We start from the raw sequence: 13,618 nt of genomic DNA on the forward strand, positions 1-13,618 counted from the left end.
CGCCGTCTGGATCAATCCGCCCAACAACAAGCTCCAACTCCAAGCTTAATCTATCGCTCCGGCTGTCTCACATTCGTTGACACGCTCCGAATACTTCTCGATGTTCCGCTCCTTCCTCCGCTGGGCGTATGATGAGGAGCTGATCGAGAAGGTCCCGGGCGAGAAGGTGAAGATCACGGGGGTTGGGCCGAAGGGCCGTGACGGTCGTGATCCCTATTCCGTCGAGCAGCTCAAGGCGATCTTCTCGTCACCCCTCTACGCCGGTCACCTGGGCACACAGCGCCACAAGGCGGGGCCGGAGGTGATCCGTGACGGTAAATTCTGGGTGCCGGTGATCGCCCTGTATTCGGGCATGCGCATGGGGGAGATCGTTCAGCTCCTCATCTCGGACATCAAGCAGGAGAAGGACGTCTGGTTCTTTGACATCTCGAAGGGCGAAGAAAAGTCGCTGAAGACGGCGGGGAGTGCGCGTCGCGTCCCGATACATGATGTCCTGCTGAAGGGCGGTCTGCTTGATCTGTTGGCCGACAAGCCCGGCACCCACCGTGTGTTCTCAGACGTCGAAAAGGGGAAGGACGGCTACTTCTCGCATAACTTCAGCAAGTGGTGGGGCCGGTACTCCCGTCAGGTCGGCTTCAAGACCCCGAAGACCGCCTTCCACTCATTCCGACACAATTTCACAGACGCCGTCTATGCCGCTGAAGCCCCTGAGCGGCTGGCGATGGCGCTTCTGGGTCATGCCGATAAGAAGGTCCACAGCCACTACGGCAGCGGCCCCAAGATCGATGAACTGCATGCCGTGATCGAAAAGGTGGAGTACCCGATTGATCTGAGCTTCTTGCTGCCATAACCTCCCACAGTTGGGAGCAGAGTTTTTCGCTCTCTTAACGCCTTTCCCCGATCATGGGCCGTGACGAATTTCCACGGCTAGGGCATGCGGCGTGACGATCATCAAACTCAAGGTACCGAAGGGGCTTTCTAACAAGACCCAAACACAGCCGAAAAACGACCATCCCAAGAGCCATACAAGCCCGCCCACAGGCCCCAAGCCTGCATCGGAACTCATCCCCTTCATCGACCGGCTAACGATCGTGGTGACGCCCAAGACGAAGGAGGAGCAAGCGCTCATTCATAGTGCAGTGGTGATGCAGTGGAACGAAAAGGAGCTTCTGGGACCGGCGACTTGGAAGAAACCCTACAAGCGCAGTTATAAGATCCTGCTCGAAGGGTTCGATCACGAACCGCACTTCGATTACAGTTTCCACGGTCCGCTCGCCACGAAACTTCGCTTCGACTTCAATCCGTCCCAGCTCGGGGAGGACGGATTGAACGCCTTCCATGCTGCTCTGATCCTGCTCATGCCCGATGGGTGGGAATATGCCATCGTGAACGGCAATATCTCCCGCCTCGATGTTGCGGTCGACCTGCACGCCGTTCGCATGGATGACTTTCTGTACCTGCCTACCCAGAGCACTGCGAAACTGGCCTGGACGGCCGATGGTCAGCTCGAGAACTTCACACTCGGGACGAACAAGGGCCACCAGACGATCGTCTACAACAAGAAGCTTGAGACGATCTCCAAGGGCCAGAAGTGGGATGGCAAGACCGTCGTCCGCATCGAACGCCGGCTGAGGAACCTGAAAATGAACGTCTTCGGCCTGAACAAGCTTCCGAACCCCTTCGAGGACACGGTGCTGGTCCAGAATTTTCCGCCGCCTATCCTGGGTGAGAAGGCATGGCAATGGACGTTGTTCGAGGACAGCGTTCGCTTCAGGGGCTTGGATAAGGCGCTGGCTCTCCTTCCTCCGGCGCGCAAGGCGAAATACCGAAAGCACCTGATGGCACATTCGCTGACGTGGTGGGATGCAGATGTCGTTTGGACGAAATGGAAGTATGCGTTGAAGCCCCTCATGGTCGGCAACCACGTCTTCTTCAAGCATTTCGCTTAAGCCAACCACCTCCGCCGCGAACACTTTCTGTCCGCGAGACAGATTGCGGGATCGTGCCCGAAAACCGCCCTGGGTCGGCGTTTCACGGTGCGTTCCGGCGAAACCGACCGCCGCGCATTCATGGGAAATGATGGCCAGTGCTTTCGGTCGCATTTGAGTAAATTCTTCCGCAATTGATTGCGCGCGGACAGAAATCGCCCCTGTTTCGAACTTTCCATTGCCCCCGCTCGCCCATCAGCTAGCGTCAACTTGGGGTCTCTCGAACGCGACCTCCCTGCCACGGCAAGGAGGCCATGATGACAGACCCATTCGAATACGACGGACCGCCAGATGAGACCGGGACGGGGTCGCCCCCGCTCATGGAGCCGCTATCCTGCGACGCGTGGATCGCCAGCTCGACCGTCCACAAGGCGATCCGACGAGGTGACTTCGAGACCGCTGAGCGTGCCGTTCTGACACTGATCCGTCATCGGGGGACTGGCATCTTTCGTCGCTTGATGGTGATCGCCTATGAAGATATCGGCATCGGCGCTCCCGATCTGCTGGTGACCCTCACCCAGCTCTGCACCGACGCCCGCCTTCGACGGCAGTACGGCGACACGCCGACGGTCGCCCGCTGGATAGTCCGGGCCATGGCGGCGGCACCGAAGGAACGGTCGAGCGATTACCTGATTTGCTCAGCCGTCCATCGGCCGGATTGGGAATGCCACCGCGAGATCGTGGGTGCGCTCAGCGCCAGAGACAGGATCACCGTCGCGACGGATGCTGACGCGCCATTCGAGTTGAGAGCGACTGCGTCGTGGTTCGCCTCGGGGGTCGAAGCCGGCACTGAGAAGCGGATCGGCGGCGGTGACCTGACCGGCCTCATGGCGGCCTACATCAATGCCGGCCTGCCAGAAGCGACGGGACTGGCCATACAGGCCGCTGCGAGGGCCACACGCGAGCCCATCGTTCTCATGCTGCCGCCGCTCCTCCAGGAGCTCAGACGGAGCCGTAGCGAGCCGACAAGCCGATCCGTGCCGGTCCCGCCCACGCTATTCGTGAACGGCGTCCCGACCTATGCCCTCGACAAGCACACGCGGGCCGGCCGTCAGGCGATCGTGACCTTCGCTCGTGAGAACCAGGATGTGCGCTCGGCCCTCGAACGACACGTCCCCGAGTTCCGGCATAGGGACGCCGCGCATCTCGCCGCCTTCTACACGGACGCCATGCCGGTTACGCACCGGTTCGAGTGGGATCAGGTCGATGAACTGGAGACGCTGGGCCAGGAGACGGACCTGCTGTGGGCTGGCATCCCTGCCACCGGAATGGCGGACATCCTCGCTGCCTTCCGTTCCAACCTTGATCATCTGAATGCGGTTCGAGCGCGCCTTCTTGGATCGTCATCGGACAAGGGGAATGCACGATGACGCCCGGTCTCTCCTCCGATAATTCTCCATTATCGGAGCCAAAAAATGAGAAAAACGCGGGCGATAAACGGAAAATTAACGCGCCGATCGGTAGAATTGCAATTGATTGCACGAACCGTATAACCCCGCGTGCAATCAATTGCACAGCCGAACTTTCGAATTTTAGTAGAATTTTACCTTCCGTAGCCGATCTGGTCGACGGCTCGCTGTCGGCCAGCAGCAAGCGTGCGTACCAATCCGACGTCGATCACTTCATTGCCTGGGGCGGCATGATCCCGGCGTCGGCCGAGATGATCGCCGCTTACCTCGCCACCCACGCCGACGTGCTGACCCCGGCCACGCTGACCCGGCGTCTGGCGTCACTGGCGAAAGCTCTTGCGTTGAAGCGGGTGTCGAGCCCAACGACCGATGCGCTCGTCAAGGCGACCCTTCGAGGCATCAGACGAAGGAACGGCTCGGCTCAGCGACAGGCCAAGCCGTTATTGCGCGATGATCTGTTCGCCGTGCTGGGGGCGATGGGCGACAGGCCGAAGGACATGCGCGATCGCGCCCTGCTGCTGATCGGGTTCGCTGGCGGCTTCCGCCGATCGGAATTGGTCGGGCTGGATGTCACCGACGTGGAGATGGTGCGCCAAGGGCTCGTGATCACGTTGCGCCGGTCGAAGACGGACCAGACGGGAGCGGGCAGGAAAATCGGGATACCCCATGGCCGGACGCGGTGGTGCCCGGTCACCGCCCTGGAAGCATGGCTGTCGGCCTCCGGCATCGAGGCCGGCCCCATTTTCAGAGGCATGACCCGACATCGGCGCATCAGGGATCAGCGTCTGTCGGGAGAAGCCGNACCGCCCTGGAAGCATGGCTGTCGGCCTCCGGCATCGAGGCCGGCCCCATTTTCAGAGGCATGACCCGACATCGGCGCATCAGGGATCAGCGTCTGTCGGGAGAAGCCGTCTCGATCGTCGTGAAGGAGCGCCTAACCGCTGCTGGGTTCGATCCTGACGGGTACTCCGGTCATAGCCTGCGTGCCGGTTTCGCCACCAGCGCCGCCCAGGCCGGGGCCTCGTCATGGAAGATCAGGCAACAAACCGGGCACGCCAGCGATGCGATGCTCAGCCGATATATCCGAGATGGCGAGCTGTTTGTGGACAACGCTGTCGCCGCGTTGTTGTGACCCCGTGACCGGTTGGTCCCGGCTGAGGTTCACAATTTTTGCAAGCAATAATTAGCACTTTCGTGTCCCCATAGAGATGTCCCGGGCACCTTATGTGGTTGAAAATGAAAGTGTTTATATCAATTTATCCCATAGGATGGGGCCGGCGTGCCTCTACATCGAAATCGCTGGTGATTGCGCTGATATTCGTGGGTCTCATCCCTTTACCGATCTCGAGCGCATTGGCGTTTGAGGCCTCTTCGGTCGTCAGTGAGCGGTGTGAGATCGTAAAAGGAAGGCCGAGCCTTCACCGAGCAAGATGTCTCGGGCCTGACGGGTATTCGATCCTGTTTATTGAAGAAGATAGGCAGTTCTCCATTTACGCGGGCCTTATCAATCGTGAGAAACGGCTTGATGTTCGGGGGCTCGGCGGCTGGCGAGACTGGAAGAATTGGAGCGGCCCCAGTGTGCGGCTGGTGGAATGGCGAATTCGGGACGGAGCACTGGTCGGTGCTATCATCGAGACGGTGCACGCTGCCAGTGGGGCGCGGTATCTTGTCGTGGTGTCATTATCCAATGCCGCTAGCTGTGTCTTGGCGTTGGTAAGAAATGACGGCCCCAGTGAAAGAGCGCAAGCGCGCGACGAGACGGACTTCAGAGCGTCTGGCATCGCGTGCAAAGCCAACACCACGACTTTAAATGTTCCGCACGCACGACCGACTACCGGCTCCTTCTTCTCAAGACCTGTCGTCCAAACAACTGTCATCGGTTCTCCTCGCGATGACATGGGATATTTAGCCGACGAGCGTGGGTGGGAGCGCGGCGGGTCTCAATCCCGCTGTCCCAACGGCACATCCGTGGCCTGCCCCCCCCAGGTAAACGATCGGGATGCCAGCGAGAACCGAACCATCGCCGGTCTGGGAATAATGGTGTTTACATCAATCATCATTTTTCTGATCACAGCGCTCCGGAGGTACGCCGCGAAGAGGGTCATCCGGCAGAAATTTGAGGAGAGCCTCAAATTAGCGGAGGATCGGAACGTGAGCCCTAAAGATGAGGAGCGCAGAGCCCGTTCTTCCAGACGGAGATCATCTTCTGGTCGTGAGGGAAATATTGTTCTTAGAGATGAAGGCTAGCTAGAGGGATAGACGCATGATTTTTCATCACACGCTTCAAAGTCCACGATTGCTGGAACTTGCGCGGGGCGGCATCTCTGGCTGGACGGACATCCCACATGTTCGCAATAGCCTGCGGCTCATCGTCGGGGTGATAACAATTGCGACATTACTTGCGCTGGCTGCTGGTTTCGTTTGGGCGACAGGCGGCACAAAGCTCGCATATGTCCACTCGCTTTATGTCCCGATCCTTGTCGCGGCTTTTCTGTTCGGACTTCCTGCTGGCGCAGCCACCGGCCTGGTCGCCGGCCTCCTTGTGGGTCCGCTCATGCCCCTCGATGTCGATGCAGGCACTTTCCAAGACGCTGCCAATTGGACCGTGCAGATGGGCTTCTTCACGTTCATCGGGGCACTCGCGGGGGCACTGTGGAGCGCGCTCATGCTGCAACTTAACACCGCCCGACATCTCAGTCGGCACGATCTCATGACCGGTTTACCGAACAGGCAGTCTCTTCTGGATCATGTTGATGCCAAAATTCAGTCGGACCGCCGGACGGATGGAACTTTTGCGATCTTGAGTATCAAGCTCAGGCATGTCGACCGGACCGCCGCCAGCTTGGGATACGCTCAAACCAATGCCCTGTTGACCGGGACAGCCTCCCGATTGAAGGAGGTTCTCTCCAATGAGGCGATGCTCTATGATCTGGGTTACGGTGCGTTTGCCGCCGTCGTACCGAGTGCTGTGTGGGATGATGCTCCCCGTCTGTGTCGCATGATACTCGACGTTCTACATTCGCCGTTCGCAACCGATGCCACGCCGATGCTGGCGGGGGGGAATGTCGGGATTTCGTCCTACCCGAGCCACGGTAAGACGGCTCTGGACCTGCTCCGAAGTGCGACCGCCGCCTTGCAAGAAGCGATCGATGCGGGCGAGCCATACGCCGTCTATGACGATGAGAAGGACAGAAAGTACAGGTCCATCTCGCGGCTCTTACCGGACTTGCAGGCCGCATTGGCCAAACCCGAGCAGATTGCGCTGCAGTTTCAGCCCAAGGTGGACTTGTCCACGGGTATCTGCGTCGGGGTGGAAGCACTTGCCCGATGGAAGCACCCCGAGCTCGGCATCGTTTCACCCGGGGACTTCATTCCTCTGGCCGAGGAAACCGCCCTGATAAAACCGCTCACGGAGCGCATTCTCGACGCCAGTTTGGCCGCGGCTTCGGCTTGGAGGCGCGACGGACTGGTCCTGCCTGTGGCCATTAACGTCTCCATTCGTAACCTGGAAGACCCGTCCTTTCTCGGCACGTTCAAAAACTTGGTTAAACGGCACGAGGTGCCTCCGTCGCAGTTGGAACTTGAAATCACCGAAACGGCGCTCGCCACCATGCCATCGGCGATTATCAGCGTGCTCGGTGAACTCCGGCAGCTCGGGGTCAGGATCGCGCTGGACGATTTTGGGACCGGCCACTGTTCGCTCACCTATCTCAGGGACCTTCCCGCCGACACGCTTAAACTCGACCGCTCATTCATGGACAGTCTGCTGTCCGATCAGAAGACGCAGATAATCGTTGCTGCGGTCATACAGACCGCTCATGCACTAGGTTTCCAGGTTGTCGCCGAGGGGATCGAAAACGAACAAACATATGGCAAGGTTCGAGATTTATCCTGCGACAAAGGCCAGGGCTTTTACATAGCCCGGCCACTTTGGGGGTGCGATGTACGAGATTGGATTTCCCAAAATCGGCTGGTTCAGGTGTAGGCGTGACTTTGGAAATCAGCCGGCTTACTGGTACGATTTCGTGATACAGTCTCGCCGAGGTCAAGGCGCATCTGTCGGCGACAACACCTGGAATGCTTGAACGCGAGGAACGGGGTCCTTCTCCCTCTCTCTCCGCCATTATCCCCTCAGCGAACATCCTCCCGTGCAAGAGTGGACTGAGCACAGGCCCCTGCTCTGCAGGCTTCAGCTCTGTGACCTCTTGCTCTGGAACAGGAAAAAACGTCTCCGCGCCCTTGCCGAATGGCCCTTCGGCGGGGGCGGACGCTACTGCGGGGGTTGCGAACCCTGCGGAGCCTGCCAAGGGCCGTGCGCGGACTGCCGGGCACCGCCGCACCGGCCGGAAACCCTGGAGGTTTGGCAGATCTGGGACCTCCTCGGCCGCTTGGGCGCCCGCTTCGGGTGCTGCCGGGTGCCGTGATCGGCTGGGATCTGAATGCCGCGCTCAGCTTGGGCGATGCGCTTGGCTTGCCGTCCGCCGCCATGGCCGAGCTTCTGCCCGTCATCGAAGCGGTGATGGTGCACAAGCTGAACGAGGAAACGGCCGCGAGAGACGGGCCCGGCGTCAGATCTGGATCTTCTCGATCAGCGTGACGCCGGGAAGGCCCCCGAAATGGGCGTCGCAGGTCAGAAGCCCCGCGCCCTGCGCGCGCGCGGTTGCGAAGATGATGGCGTCGGCGGTCGCGAGCTTGTGGGCGCTGCAGGCCTCGGCGGCGGCGAGCGCGATCTCGGTGTCGAGCGGCACGACCCGGCAGACCTGCGTGAAGGCGATCACCTGATCCGCCCTGTCCTCGCCGACCTCGCGGGTGAGCCACTTTGCGAGTTCCAGTTGCACCATGGTCGGCACCAGCCAGTCTTCCTGCTCCGGTAGCTGTTCAGCCACCTTGTGTCCCATGGCGGAGCCGATCAGCCATTCGATCCAGGCCGAGGTGTCGACGAGCACCATCAGACGCGGTCCGAGCGGTCCCGATGGTCGGTGGCGGAGGCGCCTCGTGCGAGGCCTGCAAGGCTCTCCCGCGTCGGGACCGGGACCAGCAGGACGCCGGTGCCCTTGGGGATGAAGGCGAAGGTCAGCCCGGCTTCCCAATGGTGGGCGCGCCGAATCGCTTTGGGGATCGAGATCTGGAACTTCGAGGACAGGGTCGCGGTCTCGGACATGATCGTACTTTCAATGGATCGATGGCGGGAACGTAAGACGCAACTCCCGGTAAATCAAGCAAGCCGACCCATGGCCGAGAAACGCGTCTCCGTCAGCCTCGCGGCCGTGGGCGGACGGCAGGTGCGCGCCGAGCAAGGTGTCGGCGAAGACAGATCGCGCGGCTTCGGTCGTCTCAGCCGGGAGATGGAGGCGGCGAACGTCCCGCTCGCGGTCTTTTCGGCGACGGCCCGTAGCCGCTCGACGTCCCAATCCATCCGCCTACCCGCACCGCCCTCAAGGCGGGTTTTTCGTTCTCGGAAGCCCCCATGACCACGACCTTCCATAGCCATTGGCGTGACGTGCTGGAGAGCGTCTGGCGATGGCCCAACGTCTCGCCCGCCGAGATCGCCCGACACGGCGCGGGTGTCGCTGATCGCCTCGCTGTGCCGGCTGCCTCGTGAGTTAGCACGCACCGGCCGCCCGTCGCCGTCTACTCGGCGGCCATCTGGAAACCTGGCGTCGAACGCGACAGCGCCGTCTCCTCCTCGGTCATGTCCTCGGGGATCGTTTCGAACAACGGCGTCGACATGTAGCGTTCGCCCGTGTCGGGCAGCATGCAGAGGATAACGGTACCCGGTCCGGCCCGCTCGGCGATCTTCATGGCGACGGCGAAGGTCGAGCCGCCCGAGACGCCTGTCAGGATGCCTTCCCGCCGCGCGAGTTTCTGCGCCCAGGCAATACCGTCCGCGCCGGCGATGGGCATCAGTTCGTCATAAAGCCCGTCATCCACCGCTTCCTGCAGAACATGGGGGATGAAATCAGGGGTCCAGCCCTGGATCGGGTGCGGCTCGAAAGCAGGGTGGCTTCCGGCGGGCGAGTGATCGGAGTTGCGCGCCTGCGCGTGGCCGCTGCCCAGAAGCTGCGCATTGGCGGGTTCCGACAGGACGATCTTCGTTTCGGGCCGCTCGCGGCGAAGAACGCGACCCACGCCCGTGACGGTGCCGCCCGTCCCGTAGCCGGTGACCCAGTAATCCAGCCGCTCGCCGGCAAAATCGGCGAGGATCTCGCGGGCGGTCGTGTTCTCGTGGATGCGGGCGTTGGCCTCGGTCTCGAACTGGCGGGCAAGGAACCAGCCGTTCGCTTCGGCCAGTTCCACAGCCTTGCGATACATGCCGACGCCCTTTTCCGCACGAGGTGTGAGCACGACCTTTGCACCCATCATCCGCATCAGCTTGCGGCGCTCGACCGAAAAGCTGTCGGCCATCGTCACCACCAGCGGATAGCCCTTCGCCGCGCAAACCATGGCCAGCCCGATACCGGTGTTGCCCGACGTCGCCTCGACCACCGTCTGGCCCCGGCTAAGGCTTCCGTCCTGCTCAGCCTCCTCGATGATGCTGAGCGCCAGTCGGTCTTTGACCGACCCGGCCGGGTTGAAAGCCTCGACCTTCACGTAGATGTCTACCCCGGCTGGCGCGAGTGAATTGATCCGAATCGCAGGAGTGTCCCCGATGGTTTCGAGGACGCTGGCGAAAAGCCTGCCGCGTCCCTGCGTTGTGCGTCTCGTTTTGGCGTCCATTGCTTTTCTCCGTTCCGTTTTCAACGACCGTGGCCATTCCGGCCGACGCTTGCATTCTACCTTGGGTCCACTTGTGCGTGCTCGACGGGATGGTAAGGCCCGTCCTTCCAAGCAAACCAGCGAGCGGCAGTCGGTCAGTGCTGGTGTTCGGGTGGAGCGAACAAGATCAGTTCGACCCGATCGGCGCCTTCGACGTAAGCGTCATGCCCCGGAGGAATTCCAAAAAAGTCGCCCGTGCTGATGCGCGTCTCGACGCCCGTGTCGATCATGCGGACCACCAGCCTGCCCGATATGCAGTAGCGGGTGTACCGCATGGGCAGGAGTCGGGCGAGCCGAGCAGCGGCTTCTCGTCGGCCTCCAAGTCCATCCGGGTTCGAAGAACGCATGCATTCCTGCGCTGCCATTGGCCATCTTGACCATGGAGATGCCCCCGCGATGTCTCATGTCCATGAGATGATCGGGCGTTTCGAACCGTCCTGTTTCTATCGTATTTTCTTGCATCCGTTCCCCTTTTGGCTCTTCCGACGCCAGCACCATTGTACGCGTTGAACCTAGGGTATTCACTTCGGCAAAGCTTGACGGAGTTCTGGAGATTTCCTGTAGAAGCCGGTGATTGTGCTTTATGCTCGGGCATAACATGGACTTGGAGATTTCCGAGTCGACACGGAGCGATTTCAGCGCGAAGGACGAGATCGTGGCCGCGGTCAGGTGCGGTCTGGCGCGACGTGCCGGAGGGCGCCGCGCTGACCCAATTTCCCAACCGCCGAGATTGCCTGCCGCGGGACGGGCAAGCTGCTGATCGTCCGCTCGGGCTATCGCGGCCCCGAGCACAACCGCGCCGTCGGCGGCACAACCTGCGCCAAGCATCTCGACGGTGCCGCCTTCGACATCGCCATGGCGAACCACGATCCGGTGGCGTTCGAGGCGACGGCGCGGGAGGTCGGGTTCCTCGGGTTCGGATACTATCCGCGCTCGGGAGAATAGCGGTCACGATCCACGCCCACCTCGACGAGGCATTGCTGCCGTCACCGCGGGCGGCTTGGGGTAACTTGGGGATAACGTGCCGGCGCGGGCCGCGATCGCCCGCGCCGGCCAGATCTGTCAGAGGTCATATTGCGCGCGCGCGATATCACCCAGGCCGACCTTGTCGAGCCGGTCCAGCGGCGCCAGGAAGGTCACCTGGATCACTCCCGGCGCGCGGCCGATCTCAATCGCGCCGTTGATCGTCGCGCGGTTGCGCACCTCCGGCACGGTCATGTCCAGGAGCTTGGCCGCCCGCTCCAGCCCGTTCTCGATCGCCGCGTTCAAATTCGGCGCCGTGCCGATCACCGAAATCGGTGCCGAGTTCTCGAGCTGTCCGACCTTCCAGGATTTGGCCAGCCGCTCCGCCTTGGCGCGCTCGGCTTCGGAGAAGGGCCGGGCCAGCGGCGGCAGATCCTCGAGGAGCGGAAACAGCACCGGTCCGTCGATCGGATAGTCTTTCAGCACCTCGACCTGCAGCGTCACGCTGCCCGAGACATCCATCGTGTGGCCGGCGATCTCGCCGTCGCCCTGGGCGGCATGCATGTCGCCCATATAGACGCCTGCGCCCTTCACCTTGACCGGCGCGACCAGCACCGCGCCGGGGCGCACCGCGTCGATGTCCATATGCCCGTCTGTCTTGTGTTCGGCCAATTGCTCCGCAGTTATGGCGTATTCATGCGGGGCGCCGACGAGAAAGGCACCGAAATCGCCTGCATTGTGGGAATCGGGCAGCGGCATCGACGGCGTCGTGCCCAATTGCCCGAGGAACGGGCGCATGCGCACCATCACCGCCGGCATGTCCGACGGCGCGTAGGTCAGGATCGGGTGCTGCACCGACTGATCCGGCAGCGCGGCATAATGATGGGCATCGCGCGCGATGGTCTCGGCCGCCTGCTTGGGCATCGTCACCCCGACATGGCGGGTCTCGTCGAACACCACCGTATAGCCGTGCACGATCTCGAACGGCTTCACCGTGTTGCCGCAGGCATCGCATTTGACCGCATCGCCGCCGATCCCCTCGACATGGGTCTCGGGCCAGAGCATGTCGCAGGTCGGGCAGCGCGCGGCGACATAAGGATCGCCCAGGCAAAAGCCTTCCGGCGAACTATCGTGGCCGGAGGCGGTCGCGATCGAGGTCACGCTGACGTCACGGATGCGGATGATGATGCCGTCGCCCGGTTCCGCGCCCACGATCTCGACCGGCTGGGTAACCTCATGGCCGCCGCGCAGCCGCGGGGTGATCATCGGGCCCCAGCAGCCCGGCGCGGTGTTGGCGATGATCGTTCCGCCGTTCTCGACCGGACCCAGCATCGGCTGGTTCGGGTCGAGCACGCTATTGGTGAAACCTTGCACGACGACGCTGCGTTGCGCTGTCTTCGTCGGATTGGTGATGTCCAGCATCTCAAGCTCCCTCGATAGTCAAATCGCCCGGCGCGTGGCCGCCGCTCCCCGTTGAAGCTAGCACGACCGACGCACTTCGCCACAGGGCCCACCGGCAGGTCAACACCGTCGATGTCCGAGCCTTGCGATTGCTTCCGCCTCCGACGGGGAAGATAGTCCTGTCGGCGATAACGGCATCTACCGTGGTATCTTGGAGGAATAGCGATGGAACGCGGCAGATCGAGGTTTGAGATGAAAGGCGAGCCCGCCGTGACTGTTCAAGACGGCAAGCGAGCATCCCACAGGGCAATGACCGTTTTGCCTTCTGGCGTCTTCGCCAAATCCGCCGCATCGGCGCTGTTCCTGGCAGCCGCTATCATCGCCGGCGCGACGACGACGGCGACAGCGGCCGAATGCACCGCCTCGCCGAGGGCGGCGATCGACTGGAGCGGGTGCGACCGCAGCAATCTGGTTCTGTCCGGCGCCAACCTCGAAGGCGCCAATCTCCAGAAAGCCGATTTCACCCAGACCGACCTGCGGAACGCCAAGCTCGCATCGGCAAACCTGGAAAAGGCGGCGCTGGTGCGCGCGTCGCTCGCCGGCGCCATTGCCGACAGGGCCAATTTCACCAAGGTGGAAGGCTATCGGACCAACCTTTCGGGTCTGTCCGCGCGCAGTGCGTCGTTTCATGGCGCGGAGCTCCAGCGGGCGGACTTCCGCAATTCCGACCTGACCGGAAGCAGTTTCGAGAAAGCTGAACTGGGCCGCGCGATTTTCGCCGGGGCCGATCTGACCGGCACGGTATACCCACTGGCCATTCTTGCCCGCGCCGATTTCAGCGGTGCCATCCTCTCAGGCCCGGTGGACTTCACCGGCGCCTACATGTTTCTGACCCGGCTGGAGGGCGTCGATTTATCGGCCGCAGTCGGCCTGGAGCAGGGCCAGATCGACATCGCCTGCGGCGATGCGGCCACGCGGCTTCCCGCTGGCCTGACCCCTCCGGCGCTATGGCCCTGCCCGGTGGATTGAGGCCGGCGTGGGCGGGCCAAGCGTATGCCCATTGCGCTCGCCCTTGGCTTGGTCTGATGCGGAGCGGTGGCT

Annotated in this window: 14 protein-coding genes; 9 read left to right on the forward strand and 5 right to left on the reverse strand. The window is 62.0% G+C overall.

Features of this window, described 5'->3' with window-relative positions:
* Positions 1-100: 100 nt before the first annotated feature.
* From VQ044_RS20875 to VQ044_RS25860, 6 genes are all read left to right on the forward strand, one after another.
* Positions 101-850 carry a site-specific integrase gene (locus tag VQ044_RS20875; RefSeq protein WP_327649698.1) on the forward strand — a complete coding sequence of 250 codons (750 nt, stop codon included), beginning with the start codon at positions 101-103 and terminating at the stop codon, positions 848-850.
* Between the two features lie 91 nt (positions 851-941).
* On the forward strand, positions 942-1,949 hold the full coding sequence (locus tag VQ044_RS20880) for a hypothetical protein (RefSeq protein ID WP_327649699.1): 1,008 nt from the start codon (positions 942-944) through the stop codon (positions 1,947-1,949).
* A gap of 296 nt (positions 1,950-2,245) precedes the next feature.
* Entirely contained in the window at positions 2,246-3,358 is a 1,113-nt protein-coding gene (locus VQ044_RS20885; RefSeq protein WP_327649700.1) for a hypothetical protein, read from the forward strand.
* Positions 3,359-4,259: 901 nt separating this feature from the next.
* Entirely contained in the window at positions 4,260-4,529 is a 270-nt protein-coding gene (locus VQ044_RS25855) for a tyrosine-type recombinase/integrase (RefSeq protein WP_442880710.1), read from the forward strand.
* A gap of 1,131 nt (positions 4,530-5,660) precedes the next feature.
* Positions 5,661-7,382 carry a putative bifunctional diguanylate cyclase/phosphodiesterase gene (locus VQ044_RS20890; RefSeq protein WP_327649703.1) on the forward strand — a complete coding sequence of 574 codons (1,722 nt, stop codon included), beginning with the start codon at positions 5,661-5,663 and terminating at the stop codon, positions 7,380-7,382.
* A gap of 261 nt (positions 7,383-7,643) precedes the next feature.
* A complete protein-coding gene (locus VQ044_RS25860) occupies positions 7,644-7,994 on the forward strand; it encodes a DUF7697 family protein (RefSeq protein ID WP_442872975.1) in 351 nt (116 codons plus the stop codon).
* Here the strand turns inward: VQ044_RS25860 and VQ044_RS20895 are convergent.
* Entirely contained in the window at positions 7,966-8,346 is a 381-nt protein-coding gene (locus VQ044_RS20895; RefSeq protein ID WP_327649704.1) for a type II toxin-antitoxin system VapC family toxin, read from the reverse strand. The two genes, VQ044_RS25860 and VQ044_RS20895, sit on opposite strands and share 29 nt — an antisense overlap.
* On the reverse strand, positions 8,346-8,558 hold the full coding sequence (locus VQ044_RS20900) for an AbrB/MazE/SpoVT family DNA-binding domain-containing protein (RefSeq protein WP_327626411.1): 213 nt from the start codon (positions 8,556-8,558) through the stop codon (positions 8,346-8,348). Before VQ044_RS20900 ends, VQ044_RS20895 begins: the two co-directional genes overlap by 1 nt.
* Before the next feature lie 306 nt (positions 8,559-8,864).
* On the opposite strand from VQ044_RS20900, the gene VQ044_RS20905 reads away from it, so the two are divergent.
* Positions 8,865-8,999, forward strand: coding sequence for a hypothetical protein (locus tag VQ044_RS20905; protein ID WP_327649706.1), 135 nt, complete (start codon positions 8,865-8,867; stop codon positions 8,997-8,999).
* Between the two features lie 29 nt (positions 9,000-9,028).
* Here the strand turns inward: VQ044_RS20905 and VQ044_RS20910 are convergent, their stop codons facing one another.
* Together VQ044_RS20910 and VQ044_RS20915 are read right to left on the reverse strand one after the other, a co-directional pair.
* Positions 9,029-10,114, reverse strand: coding sequence for a PLP-dependent cysteine synthase family protein (locus VQ044_RS20910; protein ID WP_331827757.1), 1,086 nt, complete (start codon positions 10,112-10,114; stop codon positions 9,029-9,031).
* Positions 10,115-10,248: 134 nt separating this feature from the next.
* A complete protein-coding gene (locus VQ044_RS20915; protein WP_327626428.1) occupies positions 10,249-10,383 on the reverse strand; it encodes a hypothetical protein in 135 nt (44 codons plus the stop codon).
* Positions 10,384-10,912: 529 nt separating this feature from the next.
* On the opposite strand from VQ044_RS20915, the gene VQ044_RS25865 reads away from it, so the two are divergent.
* Entirely contained in the window at positions 10,913-11,098 is a 186-nt protein-coding gene (locus tag VQ044_RS25865; RefSeq protein WP_327649641.1) for a D-Ala-D-Ala carboxypeptidase family metallohydrolase, read from the forward strand.
* Between the two features lie 117 nt (positions 11,099-11,215).
* On the opposite strand, the gene VQ044_RS20920 is transcribed toward VQ044_RS25865, so the two are convergent.
* Positions 11,216-12,538 carry an acetamidase/formamidase family protein gene (locus VQ044_RS20920; protein WP_327649639.1) on the reverse strand — a complete coding sequence of 441 codons (1,323 nt, stop codon included), beginning with the start codon at positions 12,536-12,538 and terminating at the stop codon, positions 11,216-11,218.
* 288 nt (positions 12,539-12,826) lie between these two features.
* On the opposite strand from VQ044_RS20920, the gene VQ044_RS20925 reads away from it, so the two are divergent.
* Complete coding sequence (locus VQ044_RS20925) at positions 12,827-13,546, forward strand: pentapeptide repeat-containing protein (RefSeq protein ID WP_331827758.1); 720 nt, start codon at positions 12,827-12,829, stop codon at positions 13,544-13,546.
* Positions 13,547-13,618: the final 72 nt, after the last annotated feature.

The organism is Aurantimonas sp. C2-5-R2 (assembly GCF_036549495.1).
GTDB lineage: Bacteria > Pseudomonadota > Alphaproteobacteria > Rhizobiales > Rhizobiaceae > Aurantimonas > Aurantimonas coralicida_A.

Coding starts and splice junctions, on each gene's coding strand:
- VQ044_RS20910 (WP_331827757.1), bottom strand. CDS start 10,114: ATGGACGCCAAAACGAGACGCACAACGCAGGGACGCGGCAGGCTTTTC.
- VQ044_RS25860 (WP_442872975.1), top strand. CDS start 7,644: ATGGCCCTTCGGCGGGGGCGGACGCTACTGCGGGGGTTGCGAACCCTG.
- VQ044_RS20890 (WP_327649703.1), top strand. CDS start 5,661: ATGATTTTTCATCACACGCTTCAAAGTCCACGATTGCTGGAACTTGCG.
- VQ044_RS20915 (WP_327626428.1), bottom strand. CDS start 10,383: ATGATCGACACGGGCGTCGAGACGCGCATCAGCACGGGCGACTTTTTT.
- VQ044_RS20925 (WP_331827758.1), top strand. CDS start 12,827: ATGACCGTTTTGCCTTCTGGCGTCTTCGCCAAATCCGCCGCATCGGCG.
- VQ044_RS20905 (WP_327649706.1), top strand. CDS start 8,865: ATGACCACGACCTTCCATAGCCATTGGCGTGACGTGCTGGAGAGCGTC.
- VQ044_RS20895 (WP_327649704.1), bottom strand. CDS start 8,346: ATGGTGCTCGTCGACACCTCGGCCTGGATCGAATGGCTGATCGGCTCC.
- VQ044_RS25855 (WP_442880710.1), top strand. CDS start 4,260: ATGACCCGACATCGGCGCATCAGGGATCAGCGTCTGTCGGGAGAAGCC.
- VQ044_RS20920 (WP_327649639.1), bottom strand. CDS start 12,538: ATGCTGGACATCACCAATCCGACGAAGACAGCGCAACGCAGCGTCGTC.
- VQ044_RS20875 (WP_327649698.1), top strand. CDS start 101: ATGTTCCGCTCCTTCCTCCGCTGGGCGTATGATGAGGAGCTGATCGAG.
- VQ044_RS20900 (WP_327626411.1), bottom strand. CDS start 8,558: ATGTCCGAGACCGCGACCCTGTCCTCGAAGTTCCAGATCTCGATCCCC.
- VQ044_RS20885 (WP_327649700.1), top strand. CDS start 2,246: ATGACAGACCCATTCGAATACGACGGACCGCCAGATGAGACCGGGACG.